This window comes from Candidatus Pantoea floridensis, from assembly GCF_900215435.1.
Taxonomy (GTDB): Bacteria; Pseudomonadota; Gammaproteobacteria; order Enterobacterales; family Enterobacteriaceae; genus Pantoea; species Pantoea floridensis.
In genome coordinates, this window is sequence record NZ_OCMY01000001.1 from 3,079,515 (window position 1) to 3,104,293 (window position 24,779).

The 24,779-nt window shown below is 55.0% G+C and carries 22 protein-coding genes; 15 read left to right on the forward strand and 7 right to left on the reverse strand.

The features are described from left to right. The first annotated feature begins 4 nt into the window (after window positions 1–4). The 12 genes from pbpC to CRO19_RS14430 all read left to right on the forward strand — a co-directional run bounded on the left by pbpC (window position 5) and on the right by CRO19_RS14430 (window position 15,289). The gene (pbpC, locus tag CRO19_RS14375; protein WP_097097665.1) at window positions 5–2,326 is read left to right on the forward strand and encodes a peptidoglycan glycosyltransferase PbpC; all 2,322 of its coding nucleotides are present in this window, start codon (window positions 5–7) and stop codon (window positions 2,324–2,326) included. Between the two features lie 169 nt (window positions 2,327–2,495). Beyond that, window positions 2,496–2,927, forward strand: coding sequence for a nucleoside-diphosphate kinase (gene ndk, locus CRO19_RS14380; protein WP_007884899.1), 432 nt, complete (start codon window positions 2,496–2,498; stop codon window positions 2,925–2,927). A gap of 188 nt (window positions 2,928–3,115) precedes the next feature. After that, entirely contained in the window at window positions 3,116–4,285 is a 1,170-nt protein-coding gene (rlmN, locus tag CRO19_RS14385; protein ID WP_097096425.1) for a dual-specificity RNA methyltransferase RlmN, read from the forward strand. 75 nt (window positions 4,286–4,360) lie between these two features. Then, window positions 4,361–5,095: a type IV pilus biogenesis/stability protein PilW gene (pilW, locus tag CRO19_RS14390; RefSeq protein WP_097096426.1), complete on the forward strand. Its 735-nt coding sequence runs from the start codon at window positions 4,361–4,363 to the stop codon at window positions 5,093–5,095. Next, on the forward strand, window positions 5,085–6,101 hold the full coding sequence (rodZ, locus tag CRO19_RS14395; protein ID WP_097096427.1) for a cytoskeleton protein RodZ: 1,017 nt from the start codon (window positions 5,085–5,087) through the stop codon (window positions 6,099–6,101). The genes pilW and rodZ overlap by 11 nt, the downstream gene beginning before the upstream one ends. 38 nt (window positions 6,102–6,139) lie before the next feature. Continuing rightward, on the forward strand, window positions 6,140–7,261 hold the full coding sequence (gene ispG / locus CRO19_RS14400) for a flavodoxin-dependent (E)-4-hydroxy-3-methylbut-2-enyl-diphosphate synthase (RefSeq protein ID WP_097096428.1): 1,122 nt from the start codon (window positions 6,140–6,142) through the stop codon (window positions 7,259–7,261). 106 nt (window positions 7,262–7,367) lie between these two features. After that, window positions 7,368–8,642 (forward strand): histidine--tRNA ligase, encoded by a 1,275-nt coding sequence (gene hisS / locus CRO19_RS14405; RefSeq protein WP_097096429.1) that lies wholly within the window; start codon window positions 7,368–7,370, stop codon window positions 8,640–8,642. Window positions 8,643–8,681: 39 nt separating this feature from the next. After that, window positions 8,682–9,299, forward strand: coding sequence for a YfgM family protein (locus CRO19_RS14410; protein WP_097096430.1), 618 nt, complete (start codon window positions 8,682–8,684; stop codon window positions 9,297–9,299). A 19-nt stretch (window positions 9,300–9,318) separates the two neighbouring features. Next, window positions 9,319–10,500 (forward strand): outer membrane protein assembly factor BamB, encoded by a 1,182-nt coding sequence (bamB, locus tag CRO19_RS14415; protein WP_097096431.1) that lies wholly within the window; start codon window positions 9,319–9,321, stop codon window positions 10,498–10,500. Window positions 10,501–10,678: 178 nt separating this feature from the next. Continuing rightward, the gene (gene der, locus CRO19_RS14420) at window positions 10,679–12,169 is read left to right on the forward strand and encodes a ribosome biogenesis GTPase Der (protein WP_097096432.1); all 1,491 of its coding nucleotides are present in this window, start codon (window positions 10,679–10,681) and stop codon (window positions 12,167–12,169) included. A 128-nt stretch (window positions 12,170–12,297) separates the two neighbouring features. After that, window positions 12,298–12,525 (forward strand): zinc ribbon domain-containing protein, encoded by a 228-nt coding sequence (locus CRO19_RS14425; RefSeq protein WP_097096433.1) that lies wholly within the window; start codon window positions 12,298–12,300, stop codon window positions 12,523–12,525. 325 nt (window positions 12,526–12,850) lie between these two features. Beyond that, on the forward strand, window positions 12,851–15,289 hold the full coding sequence (locus CRO19_RS14430) for a glucose/quinate/shikimate family membrane-bound PQQ-dependent dehydrogenase (RefSeq protein WP_097096434.1): 2,439 nt from the start codon (window positions 12,851–12,853) through the stop codon (window positions 15,287–15,289). An 84-nt stretch (window positions 15,290–15,373) separates the two neighbouring features. Here the strand turns inward: CRO19_RS14430 and CRO19_RS14435 are convergent, their stop codons facing one another. The 4 genes from CRO19_RS14435 to xseA all read right to left on the reverse strand — a co-directional run bounded on the left by CRO19_RS14435 (window position 15,374) and on the right by xseA (window position 18,417). Continuing rightward, window positions 15,374–15,556 (reverse strand): con-10 family general stress protein, encoded by a 183-nt coding sequence (locus tag CRO19_RS14435; RefSeq protein WP_045814915.1) that lies wholly within the window; start codon window positions 15,554–15,556, stop codon window positions 15,374–15,376. Window positions 15,557–15,659: 103 nt separating this feature from the next. Next, window positions 15,660–15,986: a protealysin inhibitor emfourin gene (locus tag CRO19_RS14440; RefSeq protein ID WP_097096435.1), complete on the reverse strand. Its 327-nt coding sequence runs from the start codon at window positions 15,984–15,986 to the stop codon at window positions 15,660–15,662. Then, the gene (locus CRO19_RS14445) at window positions 15,971–16,996 is read right to left on the reverse strand and encodes a M4 family metallopeptidase (protein WP_097096436.1); all 1,026 of its coding nucleotides are present in this window, start codon (window positions 16,994–16,996) and stop codon (window positions 15,971–15,973) included. Before CRO19_RS14445 ends, CRO19_RS14440 begins: the two co-directional genes overlap by 16 nt. A 50-nt stretch (window positions 16,997–17,046) precedes the next feature. Beyond that, window positions 17,047–18,417: an exodeoxyribonuclease VII large subunit gene (gene xseA / locus CRO19_RS14450; protein WP_097096437.1), complete on the reverse strand. Its 1,371-nt coding sequence runs from the start codon at window positions 18,415–18,417 to the stop codon at window positions 17,047–17,049. Window positions 18,418–18,586: 169 nt separating this feature from the next. Between xseA and guaB the strand changes: the two genes are divergently transcribed. The 3 genes from guaB to CRO19_RS14465 all read left to right on the forward strand — a co-directional run bounded on the left by guaB (window position 18,587) and on the right by CRO19_RS14465 (window position 22,662). After that, on the forward strand, window positions 18,587–20,053 hold the full coding sequence (gene guaB / locus CRO19_RS14455) for an IMP dehydrogenase (RefSeq protein WP_097096438.1): 1,467 nt from the start codon (window positions 18,587–18,589) through the stop codon (window positions 20,051–20,053). A gap of 72 nt (window positions 20,054–20,125) precedes the next feature. Further along, window positions 20,126–21,706: a glutamine-hydrolyzing GMP synthase gene (guaA, locus tag CRO19_RS14460; protein ID WP_097096439.1), complete on the forward strand. Its 1,581-nt coding sequence runs from the start codon at window positions 20,126–20,128 to the stop codon at window positions 21,704–21,706. A gap of 179 nt (window positions 21,707–21,885) precedes the next feature. After that, entirely contained in the window at window positions 21,886–22,662 is a 777-nt protein-coding gene (locus CRO19_RS14465) for a DUF3750 domain-containing protein (RefSeq protein ID WP_097096440.1), read from the forward strand. 26 nt (window positions 22,663–22,688) lie between these two features. On the opposite strand, the gene CRO19_RS14470 is transcribed toward CRO19_RS14465, so the two are convergent. The 3 genes from CRO19_RS14470 to CRO19_RS14480 form a co-directional block, all read right to left on the reverse strand. Next, window positions 22,689–22,868 carry a GDFGVC terminal motif YodC-like protein gene (locus tag CRO19_RS14470; RefSeq protein ID WP_097096441.1) on the reverse strand — a complete coding sequence of 60 codons (180 nt, stop codon included), beginning with the start codon at window positions 22,866–22,868 and terminating at the stop codon, window positions 22,689–22,691. Window positions 22,869–22,943: 75 nt separating this feature from the next. After that, window positions 22,944–24,377: a magnesium transporter gene (mgtE, locus tag CRO19_RS14475; RefSeq protein WP_097096442.1), complete on the reverse strand. Its 1,434-nt coding sequence runs from the start codon at window positions 24,375–24,377 to the stop codon at window positions 22,944–22,946. 120 nt (window positions 24,378–24,497) lie between these two features. Continuing rightward, window positions 24,498–24,683 carry a YfgG family protein gene (locus CRO19_RS14480; RefSeq protein WP_097096443.1) on the reverse strand — a complete coding sequence of 62 codons (186 nt, stop codon included), beginning with the start codon at window positions 24,681–24,683 and terminating at the stop codon, window positions 24,498–24,500. Between the last annotated feature and the right edge of the window lie 96 nt (window positions 24,684–24,779).

Genomic DNA, 24,779 nt, shown 5'->3' on the forward strand with positions numbered 1-24,779 from the left:
GTTGATGGGTAGGAGGAACCGCTCAAAGCGGTGGCGCTGGCTGCCGCTTTGTTTACTGCTGCTGGTGGCTGCGCTGTGGCTGCTGGATCGCCTCATGCCATTGCCGCTGCGTGAAGTACAACCGGCGCGCGTGGTGGTGGCAGAAGATGGCACGCCGCTGTGGCGCTTTGCAGACCCGCAAGGCATATGGCGCTACCCGGTCACTCTTGATGAGGTGTCACCCGCCTATATCGAGGCGCTGCTCACCTACGAAGATCGCTGGTTCTGGCGCCATCCCGGCATTAACCCACTGGCGATTGTTCGCGCCGTTGGGCAAAACGTGTTGCACCGCGGGGTGGTTTCCGGTGGCAGCACCATCACCATGCAGGTAGCACGACTTATCGATCCACAGCCGCGCACCGTGCGCGGTAAAGTGGTGCAGGCGTGGCGTGCGCTGCAGCTGGAATATCATCTCTCCAAACGCGATATTCTCACGCTCTATCTTAATCGCGCGCCTTTTGGCGGCACGGTGGAAGGCGTTGGCGCGGCGAGCTGGATTTGGCTGGGAAAGCCGCCGTCACAGCTCACCAAAGGTGAAGCCGCGCTGCTTGCGGTGCTGCCACAGGCGCCGAGCCGCTTACGTCCGGACCGCTGGCCGCAGCGCGCCGCAGCGGCACGCAATAAAGTGCTGGATCGGTTGGCTGAGTATCACGTCTGGTCGATGCAAGATGTCGCCGAAATCAAACAAGAAGCCGTTTGGCTACCGCCGCGCCAGATGCCACAACGTGCGCCACTGCTGGCCCGGCGCTTATTGTCGCTATCACCCGACAACAAAATTACCTCCACAATTGATCTGTCGCTCCAGCGCGAGCTGGAGAATCTGGCGGCGTCGCTAAAAAGCAACCTGCCGCCGCGCACCTCGCTGGCGCTGCTGGTGGTGGATCACCAGAGCATGAAGGTGCGGGGCTATGTGGGATCGGCGGATTTCACTGACGACAGCCGCTTTGGTCATGTGGACATGATAGCCAGCGTGCGATCGCCGGGCTCGGTGCTAAAACCCTTTGTTTATGGCATGGCACTGGATGAGGGGCTGATTCATGGCGAATCACTGTTGCAGGATGTACCGCGCCGCTTTGGCGACTATCGTCCTGGCAACTTTGATTCGGGCTTCCATGGGCCAGTAAGCGCCAGTGAAGCGCTGGAGCGATCGCTGAATCTGCCAGCGGTGCAGCTTTTGGATGCCCTGGGGCCGAAAACGGTCGCTGCACGACTGCGTAATGTGGGGCTAAACCTACGCTTCCCGGCCGGAGCAGAACCTAATCTGTCGCTGATCCTTGGCGGTACCGGTGCGCGGATGGATGACATTGTGGCGGCCTACAGCGCTTTTGCCCGACACGGTAACGCGGCGCAGCTTCGCTGGCTGACGACACAGCCGTTGCAAGAAAGGCGGCTGTTGTCGCCGGGTGCCGCATGGATTGTACGGCGAATTCTGGCGGGTGCAGCGCAACCGCCGGCCAGTGGCGCAGTCGCCGATGTTGCACCGCTGGCGTGGAAAACCGGCACCAGTTACGGCTATCGCGATGCGTGGACCATAGGTATCACGCAGCGCTATTTGATTGGCGTGTGGGTGGGACGGCCGGATGCCACGCCGGTCGCCGGACAGTTTGGATTTGCTTCGGCAGTGCCAGTGATGAATCAGGTCAATCATCTGCTGGCCGGACACGGGGCGGTGAGCGTGCCACGCGATCCTCGTCCAGCTTCTGTCAGCGCAATGAGCATTTGCTGGCCCGGCGGACAGCCGTTGCCCTTAAACGACGAAAATTGCCGTCAGCGCCGTCAAAGTTGGGTACTGAATCAAACCGTGCCGCCGACGCTGCTGGCGCCGGGCCAGGAAAGCGTCAATGGCTTGCGCCAGCGCTACTGGCAGAATAGCCACGGTTTGCGGGTGGCGGCCGATTGTCCTGACGCGCAAAGCCGCGAACGTGTGATGTGGCCATTGCCGCTTGAGCCATGGCTGCCGATTGCAGAGCGGCGAACGCAGCGTTTACCGCCCATCGATCCCGCCTGTCCGCCGCTCAATCAGGGCAATGCGCCGCCGCTGGTGATCACTGGTGTCATCAGCGGCCAGCGCGTGCAGCCGCTGCCGGGCAAAGTAGTGCTGGTAATGCCGGTCGCCGTTCAGGGCGGGCAAGGTACCGAGCGCTGGTGGTTTTTGAATGGAGAGCCGCTGGAGCGGGATGCCGGGAAAAATAGTGCGGCGTTAGTGCTTGACCAACCGGGCAACTATCAATTAGTGGTGATGGATGAAGCCGGGCAGCTGTCATCGGTGGTATTCACTCGCGGTTAAGTAGAGCGATATGGCATATTTTTTGCCTGTGCGCCCCGACAAAAATCAATTATTTTCAATAATTCCACCAATCGCCAATAGGCAACGCCCAACGATATCCCTATAATCGGCGCGTTTTCTTACCGGGAGCGGACTCCCGGATTCTTCAGGATGCTAACTAGAGGTCAACATGGCAATCGAACGTACTTTCTCAATCGTGAAACCAAACGCCGTCGCTAAGAACGTGATTGGTGCAATTTATAACCGTTTTGAAAGCGCGGGCTTCAAAATCGTTGGCGCAAAAATGCTGCACCTGACCAAAGAGCAGGCTGAAGGCTTCTACGCTGAGCACAAAGGTCGTCCATTCTTTGATGGTCTGGTTGAATTTATGACTTCTGGTCCAGTTGTGGTTTCTGTGCTGGAAGGCGAAAACGCCGTTCAGCGTCACCGCGATCTGATGGGTGCAACTAACCCAGACAACGCGCTGGCAGGCACTCTGCGTGCTGACTACGCAGACAGCTTCACCGAGAACGCAACCCACGGTTCTGACTCTGCTGAATCTGCAGCACGCGAAATCGCGTACTTCTTCGCAGAAAACGAAGTCTGCCCACGCACTCGCTAAGTCGCGTTGATGCCTAAGCGGACACGCGCGTTTACAGCTGTTCAACATCTGTGAAACGGTTCCCCTGGCATCATGCAGCAGATGTAGTACAATTATGCGCCCTTGTTGAGTCCGACTCAGCGAGGGCGCTGTTTTTTTCCTACTATTAACCAGAGCCGTAACGTGTAACAACGAGGCCAGAGAACATTATGTCCGAACAGATTGTGACGCCGTCGTCCGCTTCCCCCGTGGTTGTTTCCCCAAAAAACGAAAAAATTAACCTGCTGGATCTTAACCGTCAGCAGATGCGCGAATTCTTTCTTGAAATGGGCGAAAAGCCATTCCGTGCCGATCAGGTTATGAAGTGGATGTACCACTACTGCTGCGATGATTTCGAGCAGATGACCGACATCAACAAAGTGCTGCGTGGCAAACTGATGCAGCGCGCTGAAATTCGTGCGCCGGAAGTGGCGGAAGAGATGCGTTCCAGCGATGGCACCATTAAATGGGCGATTCGCGTAGGCGATCAGCTGGTGGAAACCGTGTATATCCCGGAAGCTGACCGCGCCACTTTGTGCGTCTCCTCGCAGGTGGGATGTGCGCTAGAGTGCAAATTCTGTTCGACGGCGCAGCAGGGCTTTAACCGCAATCTGCGCGTGTCTGAGATTATCGGCCAGGTGTGGCGCGCCGCCAAAATTATCGGTGCGGCGAAAATCACCGGTCAGCGCCCCATTACCAACGTGGTAATGATGGGCATGGGCGAACCGCTGCTCAATCTGAACAACGTGGTACCGGCGATGGATATCATGCTGGATGACTTCGGTTTCGGTTTGTCAAAACGTCGCGTGACGCTGTCAACGTCAGGCGTGGTGCCGGCGCTGGATAAGCTGGGCGATATGATCGACGTAGCGCTGGCAATCTCACTGCACGCGCCGAATGATGCCATTCGTGATGAAATCGTGCCGATCAACAAAAAGTACAACATCGAGACTTTCCTCGCGGCGGTAAAACGCTACATCGGCAAGTCTAACGCCAATCAGGGCCGTGTGACGATCGAGTATGTGATGTTGGATCACGTTAACGACAGCACCGACAATGCCCATGAGCTGGCAGCGTTATTGAAAGAGACGCCGTGCAAAATCAACCTGATTCCCTGGAACCCGTTCCCAGGCGCGCCCTATGGCCGCAGCTCTAACAGCCGTATCGATCGCTTCTCTAAAGTGCTGATGGATTACGGTTTCACCACTATCGTACGTAAAACCCGTGGTGATGATATCGATGCCGCCTGCGGTCAGCTGGCGGGCGATGTGATTGACCGCACCAAGCGGACATTGCGTAAGAAAATGGCGGGTGAAGCCATCTCTGTGAAGGCGCTCTGAAAGCCAGCGCCTGGTGATACTCACCGGGCGTAACTCGTGTCAGTCTCTCCGCACACTTTTTAGGGAGAGACTGAAATGCGTAACGGATTACCCGCAGCGATTCTGGCTGGTTTTGTTGTAACCGGTTGTGTCAATCATCCTGTACAGCAGAGTGCAGCGGATATCCGCCTGCAGCTCGGATTGCACTACCTGGCGGTGAAGGATTATGCCGCAGCACAGCGCAATTTATTGCGTGCTCAGCAGGCAGCACCGGATGATTATCGTGTCTCGCTGGCCCTGGCTCGCGTGGCGCAGGCGCAGCAGAATAGCGCGCAAACACGTTGGCACTATCAACGGGCGCAGCAATTAGCGCCGCTGAATGGTTATGTGGCTAACAATTACGGTGCGTTTCTCTGCGGTTTAAGGCAGTATGACGAAGCGCATCAACAGTTTAAGCTGGCAATTACCGCGCAGGAGATCGACGCTCGTCAGGATGCTTTTCTGTTTTCGGGCTATTGTTACCTGCAAGCTGATGAGAGTGCCGCAGCGCGCGAGCAGTTAGGTTACGCGCTGGATGCCGCACCGGAGCAGGGCAATCAACTGCTAAGGGAAGTGGAAAGGCGGCTTGAACAGCCGGAACATACGTCGGTTCCGCTGCTTTTAGAAGTGTACCATCAGCATTTGCCTGCAACGGCAGAGAGCACATGGTTACAGATACGTTTCGCCGCGCAACAGGGAAACGCTGCTGACGTTACACGTTATGGCGACCGGTTGGCGCGAAGTTTTCCACAATCGATACAGTACCAGCGTTATTTAGCTAATGAATACTGAAGCCACTCAAGAGAATTCTGCAGTACATTCCACAGGTGAACGCCTGCGTCTGGCCCGTGAGCAAATGGGGCTGACCCAGCAAAACGTCGCTGAACGCCTGTGCCTGAAACTTACTACCGTGCGTGATATTGAAGAGGATAAATCACCTGCTGATTTAGCTTCTACCTTCCTGCGCGGCTACATTCGCTCCTATGCCCGATTGGTGCATGTGCCGGAAGATGACCTGCTGCCGATGATGGCAAAACAGGCTCCGGTGCGTGCCGCTAAGATCGAGCCAATGCAGAGCTTCTCATTGGGTAAGCGTCGTAAAAAGCGCGATGGCTGGCTGATGATCTTCACCTGGTTGGTGATTTTTGTCGTAGTGGGTTTAACCGGTGCGTGGTGGTGGCAGAACCATAAAGCGTCACAGGCGGATCTGGTGTCGATGGCCGACCAAAATGGCAGCGGCGACAACAGCCAATCCATTCCACTGGGTGATAACAGCACCGACAGCAATACCGATGCGGATACCAATGCAGCCGGTACGCCAGTCGATAACGGTGCGGGTGCCGTCGCAACGCCTGAAAGCAACACCGCGAGCAGCGCGCCTGCTGCGAGTAATACTGCGCAAACCAACGGTAGCGATAACGCCGTGGTTTCACCAAGCCAGGCTCCGATTGATAATGCGCCGCCAGCGGCCACGTCTCCGGCTCCTGCTAACAGCGTTCCGGCCGGCCAAATGCCTACCGCTAACGCGGCAGTCAGCCAGCCGGCAGGCGATCCAAATACCGTAGTGATGAACTTCAAGGCAGATTGCTGGCTGGAAGTGAGCGATGCAACCGGCAAGAAATTGTTCAGCGGTTTACAACGTAGCGGCGGTAAACTGAGTTTGTCTGGTACGGCTCCGTATCGTCTGAAAATTGGCGCACCGAGTGCGGTTGACGTGCAATATCAGAATCAGCCCGTTGATTTAAGTCGTTTTATCCGTAATAACCAGGTTGCCCGTCTGACGCTGGGTGCGCAATAACGCGCAGCGCGCTTTCCGGGGAATTGTGGAGAGAGAATATGCATAACGAAGCACCCATTATCCGTCGCAAATCAACACGGATTTACGTCGGCAAGGTGCCAGTTGGCGATGGTGCGCCCATCGCCGTTCAGTCAATGACCAACACCCGCACCACCGATGTGGACGCGACCGTCAACCAGATTCGCCAGCTTGAGCGCGTCGGGGTGGATATTGTTCGCGTTTCCGTTCCGACCATGGATGCGGCTGAAGCCTTCAAACTGATTAAGCAACAGGTCAACGTGCCGCTGGTAGCGGACATTCACTTTGACTATCGCATTGCGCTTAAAGTCGCCGAGTATGGCGTGGATTGCCTGCGTATCAACCCGGGCAACATTGGTAACAATGAGCGTATCCGCCAGGTGGTGGATTGTGCGCGCCATTACAACATCCCCATTCGCATCGGCGTTAATGCCGGTTCGCTGGAAAAAGATCTGCAGGAAAAGTACGGTGAGCCAACGCCGCAGGCGCTGCTCGAATCCGCTATGCGCCATGTGGATCATCTCGATCGCCTCAACTTTGATCAGTTTAAAGTGAGCGTCAAAGCCTCGGACGTCTTCCTCGCCGTTGAATCCTACCGCCTGCTGGCGAAAGCCATCGATCAGCCGCTGCACCTCGGTATTACCGAAGCGGGTGGCGCACGCGCCGGTTCGGTGAAGTCGGCGATTGGCTTAGGCCTACTGCTGGCCGAAGGCATCGGTGATACGCTGCGTATATCACTGGCAGCCGATCCAGTTGAAGAAGTAAAAGTGGGCTATGACATCCTCAAATCCCTGCGTATCCGCTCGCGCGGCATCAACTTTATCGCCTGCCCAACCTGTTCACGTCAGGAGTTTGATGTCATTGGCACAGTGAATGCGCTGGAAGAACGTCTGGAGGACATCATCACGCCAATGGATATTTCGATCATCGGTTGTGTGGTGAATGGTCCGGGCGAAGCCACGGTTTCTACCCTCGGCGTAACCGGCGGAGCCAAGAAAAGTGGCTTCTACGAAGATGGCGTGCGACAGCGCGATCGCCTCGATAACGATGACATGATCGATCAGCTGGAAGCGCGTATTCGTGCTAAAGCTTCCATGCTGGATGAAAGCCGTCGTATCAACGTACAGCAGCTGGAAAAATAACCAAGGTACGCGCGCATCGCGTACCAGTTTGTGATTGAACCTGTGCGGTTTCATCCTCATAAGGTATGATGCCGCTCAGGTTTTTTTGTCTTAAAGAGATTCTAACGTGGCGAAGAATATTCAAGCGATTCGCGGGATGAACGATTACCTGCCGGCGGATACCGCGATTTGGCAGCGTATTGAAGGCACCCTGAAGCAGGTGCTGGCCAGCTATGGTTTCAGTGAAATCCGTCTGCCAATCGTTGAGCACACCCCGTTGTTCAGCCGTGCAATCGGTGAAGTCACCGACGTGGTTGAGAAAGAGATGTACACCTTTGAAGACCGCAACGGTGAAAGCCTGACGCTGCGTCCGGAAGGCACCGCAGGTTGCGTGCGCGCCGGTATCGAGCACGGTCTGCTGTACAATCAGGAACAACGCCTGTGGTACGTTGGCCCTATGTTCCGCTATGAACGCCCGCAGAAAGGTCGCTATCGCCAGTTCCATCAAATTGGTGCGGAAGTTTTTGGTCTGCAGGGTCCGGATATCGATGCCGAACTGATCATGATGACCGCTCGCTGGTGGAAAGCGCTGGGAATAGCCGATCACGTTGAGCTGGAACTGAACTCTATCGGTTCGCTGGAGGCGCGCGCTGACTACCGTAATGCGCTGGTAGCGTTCCTTGAGCAGCATAAAGAAGCACTGGACGAAGATTGTAAGCGCCGCATGTATACCAATCCGCTGCGCGTACTCGACAGTAAGAATCCTGATATTCAGACACTGCTCAACGATGCACCGACGCTCGGTGAATTCCTTGATCAAGACTCACGTGAGCACTTCAGCGGCCTGTGCGCGCTGCTGGACGACGCCGGCATCAAATATCGCGTCAATCAGCGTTTAGTGCGCGGCCTCGATTACTACAACCGTACCGTATTCGAGTGGGTCACCAGCAGTCTTGGCTCGCAAGGTACCGTATGCGCTGGTGGACGTTATGATGGCCTGGTCGAACAGTTGGGTGGCCGAGCCACGCCAGCCGTCGGATTTGCCATGGGCCTGGAACGTTTAGTGTTGTTGGTGCAGGCGGTTAATCCAGAATTTGAACCGACGCGCATTGTTGATGTCTATGTTATCGCTTCGGGGCAGGGCGTTCAGTCCGCCGCGATGCAACTGGCGGAAAAACTGCGTGATGCCGAGCCGGCGCTGAAGTTGATGACCAACTTTGGTGGCGGTAACTTCAAGAAACAGTTTGCCCGTGCAGACAAGTGGGGCGCACGCATTGCACTGGTGCTGGGCGAAGATGAAGTGAAAGCGGGCCAGGTGGTAGTTAAAGACTTGCGTACCGGCGATCAACAGACGCTGGCTCAGAGCGACGCCGCTGCGACGTTGCGCACGCTGCTGCAGTAACCGCAGCACTGCAACAGCCATTTTAAAGAGAGGGATTGCGTGGAAGTTTACAGCAACGAAAACGAACAAGTTGACGCGCTGCGTCAGTTCTTTGCCAACAATGGCAAATTCCTGGCCGTTGGCGTGATCATCGGTATCGCTGCGCTGGGTGGCTGGCGTTTTTGGTCCAGCCATCAGGAAGGAACCGATAAAGCGGCATCAGCAGAGTACCAGCAGTTGACCAGCGCGATGCAGGCTGACAAGCCGCAAACGCTGGACGCGGTAGCCAAATTCGCCAGCGAAAATAACAACACCTATGGTGCGCTGGCATCGCTGGATCTGGCTAAGCAGTACGTTGAAGCCAATCAGTTAGACAAAGCAATCGCTCTGTTACAGAGTGGGCTGAAAGATACCAAAGATGCCAACCTGCAGGCGGTAATTAACCTGCGTCTGGCACGCATTCAATTGCAGCAAAGTCAGGCCGATGCCGCCCTTTCTACCCTTAACAATGTCAAGGGTGATGGCTGGACAGCCATTGTGGCGGATATTCGCGGAGAAGCACTGCTGAGCAAAGGCGATAAGCAGGGCGCACGTGATGCCTGGAGCAAAGGTGCTGAATCGCAGGCCTCTCCTGCGCTGAAGCAAATGCTGCAGATGAAGATGAATAACTTAAGTTAAGCCAGTCAAGAGAGCGCACATGGAATTACGTAAATACCTGCTGCCAGGGCTGATTTCAGTCACTCTGCTCAGCGGTTGCTCGCTGTTCAGCGGCGAAGAAGATGTAGTGAAAATGGCCCCGCTGCCAAAGGTAGAAAACCAGTTTACGCCGCAAACGGCGTGGAGCACGTCTGTTGGCGATGGCGTGGGTGATTTCTATTCCAATCTGCATCCAGCCTGGCTAGATGGCACCGTGTATGCTGCGGATCGTTTTGGCGTGGTTAAAGCGCTTGATGCCAGCAATGGCAAAGAGAAATGGAAGGTTAATCTCTCTGAGAAAACCGGCTTCTTCTCTAAAAACATCTCTGCACTGCTCTCGGGTGGCGTAACCGCCAACGGCGACCGCATCTATATCGGTAGCGAACGTGGTCAGGTATTTGCGCTGAATACCAGCGACGGTGGTATTGCCTGGCAGACCAAAGTGGCCGGTGAAGCATTGTCGCGTCCGGTTGTGAGCGATGGTCTGATTCTGATTCACACCAGCAACGGTATGTTGCAGGGACTTGATCAGAGCACTGGCGCGATCAAGTGGAGCGTAAACCTCGATATGCCTGCGCTGTCGCTGCGCGGTGAATCTGCACCTACTGTTGCCTTCGGCGGCGCGATCGTTGGCGGTGATAACGGCCGTGTGAGTGCAGTCATTCTCAATCAGGGCCAACTGATCTGGCAGCAACGTATTTCTCAGCCAAGTGGCGCCACTGAAATCGATCGTCTGAGTGATGTCGATACCACACCTGTCGTGGTTAACGGTGTGGTATATGCGCTGGCCTATAATGGCAACCTTACCGCGCTGGAACTGCGTTCCGGTCAGATCTTGTGGAAACGTGAGATTGGTGGTGTGAAAGACATGGTGGTCGATGCGGGACGTATCTATCTGGTCGATCAAGATGACCGTGTGATTGCGCTTAATGCTGACGGTGGCGTGGCTATCTGGCGTCAAAGCGACCTGTTGCATCGCAACCTGACTTCGCCCGTGCTGTTCAACGGTTATCTGGTGGTGGGTGACAGCGAAGGTTATCTGCACTGGATCAACACGCTTGACGGACGCTTCGTGGCGCAGCAGAAACTGGATAGCGATGGCTTCCAGACTGAACCGGTTGTTGCCGGTGACAAGCTGCTAATCCAGGCGAAAGGCGGTGAGGTTTACGCCATTACCCGTTAAGGATTTGGCTCTGCGGGAATCCATTTTCCGCTCGCTTAAACGGCTCCTGATTCGTCAGGGGCCGTTTCGTTTTTAGTCAGGCATGGTATTCTTTGCGCCTTCAGCCTGACGTCTGGCGTCAAATATCGTTATAATCACGCCATTCGGGCGAATTATTTAAAAAACTGAGGCAAGTCTTATGGTACCTGTGGTCGCGCTGGTTGGGCGTCCCAATGTGGGAAAATCTACGCTATTTAACCGTTTAACACGCACACGTGATGCGCTGGTAGCGGATTTTCCTGGACTGACTCGCGATCGCAAATATGGTCGCGCCGAAGTGGAAGGGCGCGAATTCATTGTTATTGATACCGGCGGTATTGATGGCACCGAGGAAGGCGTTGAAAACCGCATGGCGGAACAGTCGCTGCTGGCGATTGAAGAAGCCGATGTGGTGCTGTTTATGGTTGATGCGCGCGCGGGCGTCATGCCGGCGGATCAGCAAATCGCCAATCATCTGCGTGCACGCGAGAAAGCGACCTTTGTCGTCGCCAACAAAACGGATGGAATTGATCCTGAAGCGGCAGTGCTGGATTTCTATGCGCTGGGCTTAGGTGAAATTCACCCGATTGCAGCGTCGCATGGCCGCGGCGTGAATAGCCTGCTGGAAACCGCCTTGCTGCCGTGGATGGACGAAATCGTTCCAGAAGTGGAACTCACGGAAGAAGAAGAGAACGCCGCCTATTGGGCCGCATTAGAAGAAGATGGCGAGAAGGCGCTGGAGGAAGAGGAAGAAGAAGATTTCGACCCAACTACACTGCCGATCAAACTGGCTATCGTTGGTCGTCCAAACGTAGGTAAGTCAACGCTCACCAACCGTATTCTTGGTGAGGATCGCGTTGTGGTCTACGACATGCCGGGCACCACGCGCGACAGCATCTACATTCCGATGGAACGTGACGAGCGCGAGTATGTTCTGATTGATACGGCTGGCGTCCGTAAGCGCGGTAAGATTACCGAGACGGTAGAAAAATTCTCTGTGATCAAAACGCTGCAAGCAATTGAAGATGCTAACGTGGTGATGCTGGTAATTGATGCGCGTGCCGGAATTTCCGATCAGGATCTGTCGCTGCTTGGCTTCATCCTGAATAGTGGGCGCTCACTGGTGATTGTGGTCAACAAGTGGGACGGCATGACGCAGGAAGCGCGAGATGAAGTCAAAGAGCAGCTGGACTTCCGTCTGGGCTTTATCGATTTTGCGCGCATCCACTTTATTTCAGCTCTCCACGGCAGCGGCGTGGGTAACCTGTTCGAATCCGTGACCGAAGCCTACGACTGCTCCACCAAGCGTGTGGGCACGGCAATGTTGACGCGCATCATGACCATGGCAGCCGACGATCATCAGCCACCGCTGGTGCGAGGCCGCCGCGTGAAGCTGAAATATGCGCACGCCGGGGGTTATAACCCGCCAATCGTGGTGATCCACGGTAACCAGGTGAAGGATCTCGCGGATTCTTATAAGCGTTACCTGATGAACTACTTCCGTCGTTCACTCAACGTGATGGGCACGCCAATTCGCATTCAGTTCAAAGAAGGCGATAACCCGTACGCGGGCAAACGCAACCTGTTGACGCCAACGCAGCAGCGTAAACGTCAGCGTTTGATGTCGCATCTGAAGAAAAACAAGCGTTAAAATGAGAAGGGCCCAGCAGGGCCCTTTTTTTATGCAGGTGCGCATGAATGCGAACCCTACGAAAACCGAGTGCTTTAAACGTAGGGCGCCATTTATGGTGACCAACCGCCAAATACAGAGGATGATCTATGAATTCTCCATGCCCAATCTGCCAGCAGCCGCTGACTCACGATGAAACCGGATTTAACTGCTCCAGCTGTGAACGTCATTTCGAACACATCGCCTTATGTCCTGATTGCCATCAACCCTTACAGGTGCTGAAAGCCTGCGGCGCCGTGGACTATTTTTGTCAGCATGGCGACGGTTTAATCTCGAAAAAACGCGTGGAGTTTGTGCCTGATCTGCCTGCCTCCTGAGAAATGTCTTTCAACGCCGGTCTATTTATTAATAGGTTACGACCCGGTTTGTAGCAAAAATGCTATTAACCAGTAACTACCGCGTTATGGATGTTCACTTTTTAATGTACCAGGTGGTACAATCCTGCCGCCTTGGGGCGAGAATCACTCTCATCTGCGTTGTGTCCTCGCTCACAAGCGACGAATCACGGGCCTTGCTCCCGTACCAATAGATATAAAATAAAGCGTAAAGGTATGTTCTTGTCTCCCGCCTCGGCAGGAGCCAATACCGGCTGCCACAGGCTTACCGGCACCAGCGCGTTATTTTTTCAGGAGAGTTTTTGTTATGGCAGAAAATTCCGCTCGTCCCGGCAAAGGGCTGAGCATCTGGTCTGTACTGTTAGGCCTGGTCCTGGTTGCAATCGGCTTGTTCTTCGCTATCGGCGGTGGCAAGTTGGTGGCGCTGGGCGGCAGCTGGTACTTCCTCATCGCCGGTATCGTGATGCTGCTGTCGGCCGTCCAGTTCTTCCGTCGCAAATCATCCGCCGTCACGCTGTTTATTCTGGTGTTTGCCGGTACGTTGATTTGGTCACTGTTTGATGCTGGTTGGCATTTCTGGCCGCTGGTATCACGTCTGATGGTTCCGGCTGGCTTGATGCTGCTGGCATTCATCACCTGGCCAGCCCTGCGTAAGCGTGAAGGCAAAAACTCCCTGGCGAAAGTCTCCTATGTACTGTCCGCGGTTATCGCGGTTGGCATGGTGGTGACTTTCGTGCAGATGTTCCAGCCGCATCCTACCGTGGCGTTTGATGGCAAAGAGCTGCCGCTGATTCCGGTGGATAAATCGAAACCGCAGCAGGACTGGAGCAGCTACGGTCGTACGCCGGGTGGCGACCGTTTCGCAGCCATCGATCAGATTACCCGCGATAATGTGAAAGATCTGCAGGTTGCCTGGACGTTCCATACGGGCGATACGCCGATCAGCCCAACGGGCAACGGTGCGGAAGATCAGCAAACTCCGCTGCAGATTGGCAACACGCTGTATCTGTGCACGCCACACAACAACGTGATTGCGGTAGCCGCTGATAGCGGTAAGCAAATTTGGAAACGTGAAATCAACGCGCAGGCTGAAGTGTGGAACCGCTGCCGTGGTTTAGCCTACTTCGATGCGACTAAACCCTTGCAGCAGCCAAGCCAGCCGGGTTCAACGCCGGTCACGGCCGCCGTGCTGCCCGCAGGCGATACCTGCCAGCGTCGTATTCTGATGAATACCATTGATGCGCGCCTGATTGCTATCAACGCCGACAACGGTGAGCTGTGTGACAGCTTTGGTACACACGGTGTGGTTGATTTGAAAATCGGTCTGGGTAACGCGCCCGATCCGCAATATCAGCTGACGTCGCCCCCTGCGATGGCCGGAACCACGGTAGTAGTGGGTGGTCGCGTCGCGGATAATGTTCAAACCGACATGCCTGGCGGCGTGCTGCGTGGTTTTGACGTGATCACTGGCCAGATGCGTTGGGCGTTTGACCCAGGCAACGACGATCCTAATGCGGTCCTGATGCCGGGCAAAGATTACACTCGCAGCACACCAAACTCGTGGGCGCCGATGTCTTACGATCCGGCGATGAACACCGTGTTCCTGCCGATGGGTAGTTCGTCAGTGGATCTGTGGGGTGCGAACCGTACCAAACTGGATCACACTTACGGCGCATCCATCCTGGCGCTGGATGCAACCACCGGTAAGCAGAAGTGGGTTTATCAGACCGTACATAACGATCTGTGGGATTTCGACCTGCCAATGCAGCCGAGCCTGGTCGACTTCCCTATGAAGGATGGCACCAATAAGCCAGCCGTGGTCATCGGTGCCAAAACCGGCATGATTTGGGTGCTGGATCGCCTGACCGGCAAGCCTTTAACGAAAGTTGAAGAGCAACCGATGCCGCAGGGCCATATCCCGAACGAGCAGTACACCAAAACCCAGCCGCACTCAGTGGAGATGCCGGGCATTGGTAACCAGAAGCTGACCGAGTCTGACATGTGGGGCGCAACGCCGTTCGACCAGCTGGTGTGCCGTATTGCCTTTAAAGGCATGCGTTACGATGGGCTGTTCACCGTGCCGGATACCGATAAATCCCTCAGCTTCCCTGGTTCCCTGGGCGGTATGAACTGGGGCGGTATTTCGTTTGATCCGAACAATCAGTACATGTTCGTCAACGATATGCGTTTGGGCCTGTGGGTACAGATGATCCCGCAGGACACCAGCAAAACGGCTGCCAGCAACGGTGGTGAAGCGATCAACACCGGTATGGGTGCGGTTCCGCTGAAAGGCACGCCTTACGCGGTGAATAAAAACCGCTTTATGTCTCCGCTGGGTATTCCTTGCCAGGCACCGCCGTTCGGTACACTGTCGGCGATTGACATGAAAACGCGCCAAATCGTTTGGCAGGTGCCAGTTGGTACCGTAGAAGATACCGGTCCGTTCGGCATCAAAATGCGCGCGAAAATGCCAATTGGTATGCCGACATTAGGCGGCACGCTGGCCACGCAGGGCGGCCTGGTATTTATCGCCGGTACGCAGGATTACTATCTGCGCGCTTTCGATAGCTCAACCGGTAAAGAAGTGTGGAAAGCACGTCTGCCAGTGGGCAGCCAGGGCGGTCCAATCAGCTATGTTTCGCCAAAAACCGGCAAACAGTACATCCTGATCTCCGCAGGTGGCGCACGTCAATCGCCAGACCGTGGTGATTACGTGATTGCTTACGCGTTGCCAGACAGCAAATAAGTTCCACTATGAGAAAGGCCGACATCATGATGCCGGCCTTTTTTTTACCATCCTTAGCGCACTTTATCCCTCAAGGTACCTTATTCACTGCTGCTTAGAAGGGCGGCGGCTTTTTTGACCTCCTTTTCTTCCAGCTTCCCTGGCTCTTTCAGGATCGTTTCTGAAATTACCCCCGCTGACTTTGCCGCCAGCGCTACCTGCTTCCCTGGCGCGCTCCGGGTCCTCTGCAAAGTTCCCGGCACCACCTCGTTGCTTTTTTTGTGTCATAGCAGAGACCTCATCTAAGGGTGTTTTCTTCGACGTGGACTAGCTAGCCACATAATGAGTATAGTCAATAAGTTATGTCTTTCCTTGAGAGATATCTTATAACTTATTCGCCGTCGCGCCACAGCGATTGCAGCTCGGGTGGCGCCAGCTGCTCGGGAATTAACATCACTAATGTTCTGGCCTCACGGTGGGTGGCATAGGTGATTTGAATGCGATAGTAACGCTGGTCTCCGTGCCCCAGATTGGCAGCCTGATCCTCTGGTTCGCCGAGCGGCATGGCCTGTTCCAATACCTGGCAGACGCGCTGCTTTTGCGGTTCAGGCAATTCTGACAACGCAAAGCGCCGCTCACCGCGCAGCTTGGGAATAAAGGCGATACCGCCTTCACGTGCCAGCTCGATGATGGCGTCGTCGGTCAGTTGGATGTCCACGTTACGCCCACCTGCTGCCAGGCGGATTGAATTTTTTCCGCCACTGATTGATTAAACTGTTGATTGGCGTGCTGCACGGTAAAGCGCGCAAAGGTGCTGAAATCAGCATCCTGCGGCAGGGTTTTATCGCACAACGTGTCGTACCAGGCCTGCCCGGCGATTTCCCACGCAAAGCCACCCAGCGCTTTTGCCGCCAGATAAAATGCCCGATTGGGAATACCGGAATTCAAATGCACGCCACCGTTGTCGTCGCGCGTTTCGATGTAGTGTTGCATATCGGCCGGCTGCGGATCTTTGCCTAACACCGGGTCGTCATAAGCGGTGCCAGGTGACGACATCGAGCGTAGCCCGCGACCATTAACGCCCTGTGCCAGCAATCCTTCGCCGATAATCCAGTCAGCTTGATCGGCGCTCTGCTTGAGATGGAACTGCTTCACCAGCGAGCCAAACACATCTGACATTGATTCATTCAGGGCGCCAGCCTGCTGGAAGTAAATCAGTCCGGCTTCGGTTTCCGTTACGCCGTGCGTAAGCTCGTGGGCCACCACATCCAGTGCGATGGTGAAGCGATTAAATATCTGGCCATCACCGTCGCCAAATACCATCTGTTGACCGTTCCAAAAGGCGTTCTGGTACTCCTTACCGTAATGCACGGTGCCATCAAGCTTCAGGCCTTTATTGTCCAGTGAATTGCGTTGGTAGGTTTGCCAGAAGAAATCGTAGGTAATGCCAAGATAATCCCAGGCTTCCTGGGCGGCGACATCGCCATTATCCGGCTGACCCTCTGCGCGGATTAACGTACCCGGTAGATTTTGCGTGCCTTCGGCGTCGTAAATCGCGCGCTGTACGATGCCTGGTTTGGCAATGGCGACGCTGGGGGCTTGATGGTTATGTTCACCCATCAGTTGTTGCACGTGCGTTAGAGTGCGGCGCGCGTAGTCTTGCTGCGCACCGGTGCAGTTATCAATGATATTGCGCAGCATGTAGGGAGGAATAACGCTAAAAGGCATACTAACTCCTGATCATAAATGAATATGTCAAAAGTATAGTTTTTAACCTATCAACGCGCTTTACGGCTCCGGGATTTCTGCGGTTCCAGCGCGGTAACCTGGCTTTCCACCCAGCCATCATCCAGCCGGGTGCGTAGCAGATCGCCTTTACTCAGCTGCTGGGTTTTCTTCACCACCTGACCTTGCGTGTCAGTGGTGACGCTGAAGCCACGCGCCAGCGTCGCCAAAGGGCTCACACCTTCCAGCTGCGCGGCCAGGTTGCCAAAGCGCTGACGATTATGATTGAGCTGCTTTTCCATGCCCTGCTGTAAACGATAGTGCCACTGCTGCAGCTGCTGCTGAGCGCGCAGAATACGTCCCTGCGGCTGCTGTGCGTTCAGGCGTTGCAGCAGGCGGTCCTGCTGACGATTCGCCACACGCATGCGCTGGTCCATTGCTTCGCCCAGACGGCGCTGCAGCTGAAACAGCGCGGTTTGCTGGCGAGCCAGACGCAGCTGCGGATGCTGCTGCTGTAAACGATGCTGGATACGGGTGAAGCGGCGCTGCTGTTGTGCCAGATAGAAATCCATCGCCATCTCCATACGCTGCTGCTGCGATTGCAAACGGCGTAAGAGCTCCAGCTGGTTCCGGCTCACCAGTTCTGCCGCCGCAGAAGGCGTTGGCGCGCGTAAATCTGCAACGAAGTCGGCGATGGTGACATCGGTTTCGTGCCCGACGGCGCTGACGATGGGCAGGCGACTGGCAAAAATCGCCCGCGCCACGCGTTCGTCATTGAAGCTCCACAAATCTTCCAGTGAACCGCCGCCACGTCCCACAATCAGCACATCACACTCATCACGCTGGTTGGCCAGCTCAATGGCGCGCACAATCCCGGCCGGCGCATCCACGCCTTGCACCGCCGTAGGATAGATGATGACGGGCAAGGAGGGATCGCGACGATGCAGCACGCGCAGCACATCGTGCAGCGCCGCTCCGGTGGCGGAGGTAATCACGCCCACCTGACGGGCTGGATCCGGCAGCGGCTGTTTGAACTGTTGATCAAATAAACCTTCTGCCGCCAAACGCGCCTTCAGCTGTTCGAACTGCTGTTGCAGCAAGCCTTCGCCTGCCGGATGCATGCTTTCGATAATCAGCTGATAGTCACCACGCGGTTCATACAGCGTAATGCTGGCGCGCACTAAAACTTGCTGGCCGTGTTGAGGACGGAAAGTGACGCGACGATTGCTGTTGCGGAACATCGCGCAGCGCACTTGCGCACCATCATCCTTCAATGTGAAGTACCAGTGGCCGGAAGCGGGCTGGGTAAAATTTGAAATCTCAGCGCTGAGCCACACCAGGCCCATCTCATTTTCCAGCAGTTGACGCACCGTGGTGTTCAGGCGGCTGACAGTAAAAATATTGGCGGTTGGCGGTAGCGACATGTGATGTAGATCAAATTTTAAATCAGAGGGTTAATCAACTGATACTACATTGCTCACCCTGAGGATCAAGACTTTTTCTGAAAAAACACTGGAGGCAATCGGTTTCGGCCTGTATAATGCCGCGGCAATATTTTATCTGTTTTAATCGCCCCCAGGTGGAGATATTGCAATGTTAAGAATCGCGAAAGAAGCCCTCACATTTGACGACGTTCTGCTCGTTCCCGCTCACTCCACTGTTTTACCCAACACCGCTGATCTCAGCACGCAACTGACAAAAAACATTCGTCTGAACATCCCAATGCTCTCGGCGGCAATGGACACCGTAACTGAAGCGGGTCTGGCTATTGCGCTGGCGCAGGAAGGGGGATTGGGCTTTATCCACAAAAATATGTCAATTGAGCGCCAGGCGGATGAAGTTCGCAAGGTGAAAAAACACGAAAGCGGCGTGGTAACCGATCCACAAACCGTATTGCCGACCACCGCGCTGGCGGCGGTTAAAGAGCTGACCGAGCGTAACGGTTTTGCCGGTTATCCCGTGGTGAACACCGACAACGAACTGGTGGGCATCATCACCGGTCGTGACGTGCGTTTTGTGACTGACCTGACCTTGCCGGTTTCTGCAGTGATGACGCCGAAAGAGCGCTTAGTGACGGTGAAAGAGGGTGAAGCACGTGAAGTCGTGTTGCACAAAATGCACGAAAAGCGTGTTGAGAAGGCGCTGGTTGTTGATGACAGCTTCCACCTGCTGGGCATGATTACCGTTAAAGATTTCCAGAAAGCCGAACGTAAACCTAACGCCTGTAAAGATGCGGAAGGCCGTTTGCGCGTCGGTGCAGCGGTTGGCGCAGGCGCGGGCAACGAAGAGCGTGTTGATGCGCTGGTGGCTGCCGGTGTTGACGTGCTGCTGATTGACTCTTCACACGGCCACTCAGAAGGCGTATTGCAGCGTATTCGTGAAACCCGCGCAAAATATCCAAACCTCGAAATTATCGGCGGCAACGTAGCGACCGGCGCAGGCGCATTGGCGCTGGCGGAAGCCGGCGTGAGCGCGGTAAAAGTGGGTATCGGCCCGGGCTCAATCTGTACCACGCGTATCGTCACTGGCGTTGGCGTGCCACAAATCACAGCCGTTTCTGACGCGGTTGCCGCGCTGGAAGGCACCGGTATTCCGGTGATTGCAGATGGCGGTATCCGCTTCTCTGGCGATATCGCTAAAGCGATCGCAGCCGGTGCAGCAGCCGTTATGGTGGGCTCAATGCTGGCCGGTACCGAAGAATCCCCGGGCGAAATCGAGCTTTATCAAGGCCGCTCGTTCAAATCTTATCGCGGCATGGGTTCACTGGGCGCAATGTCAAAAGGTTCCTCAGATCGTTACTTCCAGAGCGATAACGCGGCAGACAAACTGGTACCAGAAGGTATCGAAGGGCGCGTTGCCTACAAAGGCCGCCTGAAAGAGATCGTGCACCAGCAAATGGGCGGCCTGCGCTCTTGCATGGGTCTGACCGGCTGCGGCACCATTGACGACCTGCGCACCAAGGCAGAGTTCGTACGTATCAGCGGCGCGGGCATCAACGAAAGCCACGTGCATGACGTGACCATCACCAAAGAGTCACCAAACTACCGCATGGGTTCATAATCCCGTAAAATTTAGCGCCCGGCACCAGCCGGGCGCTTTTATTATTAAGTCCATCCCAATGGAAACGCCTCAATGACGACTGAAAATATTCATAAACATCGTATTTTGATCCTCGATTTTGGTTCTCAGTACACGCAACTGGTTGCGCGCCGCGTGCGCGAGCTGGGCGTCTACTGCGAGCTCTGGGCGTGGGATGTCACCGAAGAGCAAATTCGCCAGTTCAACCCAAACGGCATCATTCTTTCTGGCGGTCCGGAAAGCACCACCGAGCAGAACAGCCCGCGTGCGCCGGAATATGTGTTCAACGCTGGCGTTCCAGTGCTGGGTGTTTGCTATGGCATGCAGACCATGGCGATGCAGTTGGGCGGCAAGGTTGAAGGCTCCAACGAGCGTGAATTTGGTTATGCGCAGGTAGAAGTGCTGACCCAGAGCGCGCTGGTGCGTGACATTGAAGATGCGATTAGCGCGGCAGGTAAACCGCTGCTGGACGTGTGGATGAGCCATGGCGATAAAGTTACCGCTATTCCCGCCGGTTTCGAAACCGTTGCCAGCACCGAAACTTGTCCGTTCGCCATCATGGCGAATGAAGAAAAGAAATTCTACGGCGTGCAGTTCCACCCGGAAGTGACGCACACGCGTCAGGGCTTGCGTATGCTGGAGCGTTTCATTCGTGACATCTGCGGCTGTGAAGCGCTGTGGACGCCAGCCAAAATCATCGAAGATGCGGTTGAGCGTATTCGTCAGCAGGTGGGTAACGATAAAGTGATCCTTGGCCTGTCAGGCGGCGTTGACTCTTCGGTGACCGCGATGCTGCTGCACCGCGCCATCGGCGATCGTCTGACCTGCGTGTTCGTGGACAACGGTCTGCTGCGTCTGAATGAAGCTGAGCAGGTTCTGGAGATGTTTGGCGACCACTTTGGTTTGAACATCGTACACGTTGCGGCTGAGGCGCGTTTCCTTGATGCGCTGGCTGGCGAGAACGATCCGGAAGCCAAACGTAAAATCATCGGCCGTGTCTTCGTTGAAGTTTTCGACGAGCAAGCGCTGCGTCTGGAAGACGTGAAATGGCTGGCGCAGGGCACCATCTATCCTGACGTGATTGAATCTGCCGCTTCAGCGACCGGCAAAGCGCACGTGATCAAGTCGCACCACAACGTGGGCGGTCTGCCGAAAGAGATGAAGATGGGGCTGGTTGAGCCGCTGAAAGAGCTGTTCAAAGACGAAGTGCGCAAAATTGGTCTGGAACTCGGCCTGCCGTACGACATGCTGTATCGCCACCCGTTCCCGGGCCCAGGTTTAGGCGTACGCGTGTTGGGCGAAGTGAAGAAAGAGTATTGCGATCTGCTGCGCCGTGCCGATGCTATCTTCATTGAAGAGCTGCACAAAGCCGATCTGTACAACAAGGTCAGCCAGGCCTTCACCGTATTCCTGCCGGTACGTTCTGTGGGCGTGATGGGCGACGGTCGTAAATATGATTGGGTAGTATCCCTGCGCGCAGTGGAGACCATCGACTTCATGACCGCGCACTGGGCGCACCTGCCGTACGATTTCCTCGGCCGCGTCTCCAACCGCATCATCAACGAAGTGAACGGCATCTCCCGCGTGGTTTATGATATTTCGGGTAAACCACCTGCGACGATTGAGTGGGAATAAATCCGACTCTGAGTCATGCGTAAAAACGAAGCCCGCTTAACTGCGGGCTTTTTTATATTTGTATTTTGGTTAGTAATAGGGCGTTCATTCAATAAAGTTCAATCGCATAGTTCGTGAATACAAACTCGCCCCTTTCGTTGCAATATAGCGAGTGATTTTTACTCATCAGGATGCCGTCGATGTTGCCTTTCAAAGCCGTACTGATCTCTTTTCTATGCATCATCTTGCTCTCATTAGGCGCCAGTCTGGCGCAGGCAACGCGTGGTGGTGAGTTAACGTCGGAACGCGGCGGCTGGGCGTCCGCCCGACGCGATTCTGCCGGCATCGCACCGGATCCTAAGCGTTACGCATCCGAAGCTATCGTACAGGTCTATGCCGCGCCAACGTATGGCTGGAAAGGCGCAGTGGCGGTGCATCCGTGGATTATCTTCAAGCGCGCCGGGGAGACCCACTACAATCGCTATGAAGTCATCAGCTGGGGCAGCGGCGATAAAGTGCGGCGTAACAGTAATCTGCCGGATGGCTATTGGTACGGCGCTAGACCTCGTTTATTGGTTGATCATCGTGGCAGCGCGGCACAGGCGATGATTCCACAGATCGAAGCGGCGATTAAATCGTATCCATGGCCAACGACCTATCACGCCTGGCCGGGACCCAACAGCAACACCTTTATGGCGCATATTGGCCGTGAAGTGCCCGTGCTGAAACTGGATCTGCCAGCCAATGCGCTCGGCAAGGATTATCGCTCACTGTTGAATCCGGTGGGGTTACCGCCTTCAGGACGCGGCGTACAGCTCTCTGTACTCGGTGTGCTTGGCGTAACGGTGGGAGCGGAAGAGGGATTAGAGGTGAATGTGCTGGGTCTGAATATGGGACTGGATTTCACCCCATTCAGGCTGCGTCTGCCGTTTATCGGCGGTATCGGGCAGAATAATGTTCAGCGCGACAATCCGTAAAAATGGCCCCGAAATGGGGCCATTTTTTAGCAGACGCCGAAATCGCCGTCTTCGTGATACAGATTCACGGTATCGGCTTTGAGTTCAATTTCTCGCTTAATGTGATCGTCAACGCGTGCGCACCACAGCATATCGCCTTCCACGCGCAGCACCTGCATCTTTGGGCCACCGGTCTTCGACTGTACAAAATCATCCACCTTAAACATGCTTTTTCTCCATCAGGTCAGTGATATTTACAGAGTTTATATGTACTTCACTGGCTGTGCGCTTGATTTTGTGCCTTAGTGATGCAGCAAAAATAGGGTCGCCAGACCGAGGAAAATAAAGAACCCGCCGGTGTCGGTGATTGCCGTAATCAGTACGCTGGAGCCAACGGCAGGATCGCGTTTCATCTTGGTCATGATTAATGGAATCAGCACGCCCATCAGCGCGGCCAGCAGCAGATTGAGCACCATCGCCAGCATCATCACGCCGCCCAATTGCAGATTGTCATACATCAGCCAGGTGACGCCGCCCATAATACCGCCCCAGAACAGGCCATTAATTAGCGCCACGCCGAGTTCACGCATAATCAGAAACGAGAAGTTACCCGGTTCCACCTGGTGCAGCGCTAGCGCACGCACAATCATGGTGATGGTTTGATTGCCGGTATTGCCGCCGATGCCCGCAACGATCGGCATCAGTGCGGCCAAGGCCACCAGCTGTGAAATCGTCGCTTCAAACAGGCCAATCACGCGGGACGCAACAAACGCGGTGCACAGGTTTACCGCCAGCCAGGCCCACCGTTTACCAACCGCTTTACGCACCGGCGCAAACACATCTTCGCCCTGGCTGATACCGCCCATTTTACGAATGTTGCTTTCATTCTCTTCATTGACCAAATCAACCACGTCTTCGATGGTGATACGACCAATAAGCTTGCCTTGCGCATCGGTAACGGCGGCGGAGATCAGGTTATAACGTTCGAACGCACTGGCAGCGTCTTCGGCTTTATCGTTGAGCTGGAAGGTAGTGGGATGTGAGTTCATCACCTCGGCAACTAACATCTTTGGTTTGTTCAGCAGAATATCAGTGAGGGTTAACTCACCCAGCAGTTGGTTTTGTTCGTCAGTAATGAAGATCTTATCTGTGCCGTCCGGCATCTTTTTGCCTTTACGCAGATAGCGCTGCACCGTGGCCAGAGTGACGTCCGATCGCACCGTCAGGATGTTGAAATCCATGATCTGGCCAACGCGATCGCGATCCAGCTCTATCACGCTCAGCAGACGCGCACGCAAACTCGGTTCCAGCGTAGTAAGCAGACGGCCGGTTAAATCACGCGGCAAATAGCGCGCCAGATATACCTGATCGTCGATATCCAGCGGCTCAATGGCATGCAGAATATCGCGATCAGACATTTCTTCCGTCAGGCTGGCCCAAACGGTTTCCGAAGCTTCAACCAGCACGCGGCCGCGCTGTTCTGTGGGAACTAAGCGCCATAGCGCCTGACGTTCCTCTTCAGGTAAGGCTTCAAGGATATCGGCTAAATCCGCAGCGTGCAGCTGCTGAAGTTCATCTTCTAGCTGCTGGCGCCAATCGGTGATATTACGCAGCTCGGCAGCATTAAGATCGACGGATTTATCCAGCAGCACATCGACTAGATCATGCTCATTAAGCAGCAGAGTAAGAATATGGTGGCGGGTTTCAGCTAATTTTTGCGAATGCACAGCAGACATAACGCGTTCCTTGTGTCTGTAAAGTCAGCTCACAGTGTAGCGCGTTGCGGGTAACAGAGCGTAAAAAGCAGCATTGTCTCAAAGAACAATGTCGAGAAGCGATCGGCACCCGCAGCGAATTTAACGGGAATCGCTGGTGCTTAGCGTGACCGGCTCAGGAATGGCTTTCTTTTGCTGATGATGCTCAATGGCACCGGGAATGATGAAAAGCAGGCGGCCAATCAAAATAAAGAAGCTGATCAGCAAAATAATGCGGCTCATGGTGCTGGTTTTGGGACGTCTTCGTGGAGATATAGCGCTATTCACGCGGGGTGGTTCCTGTAATTACCCATCAGGGCGGAGGCAACATTTAGTCATACCTTCATCGCTAAATCAATCGCTGTGTGAAAAATGAGCAAGAAA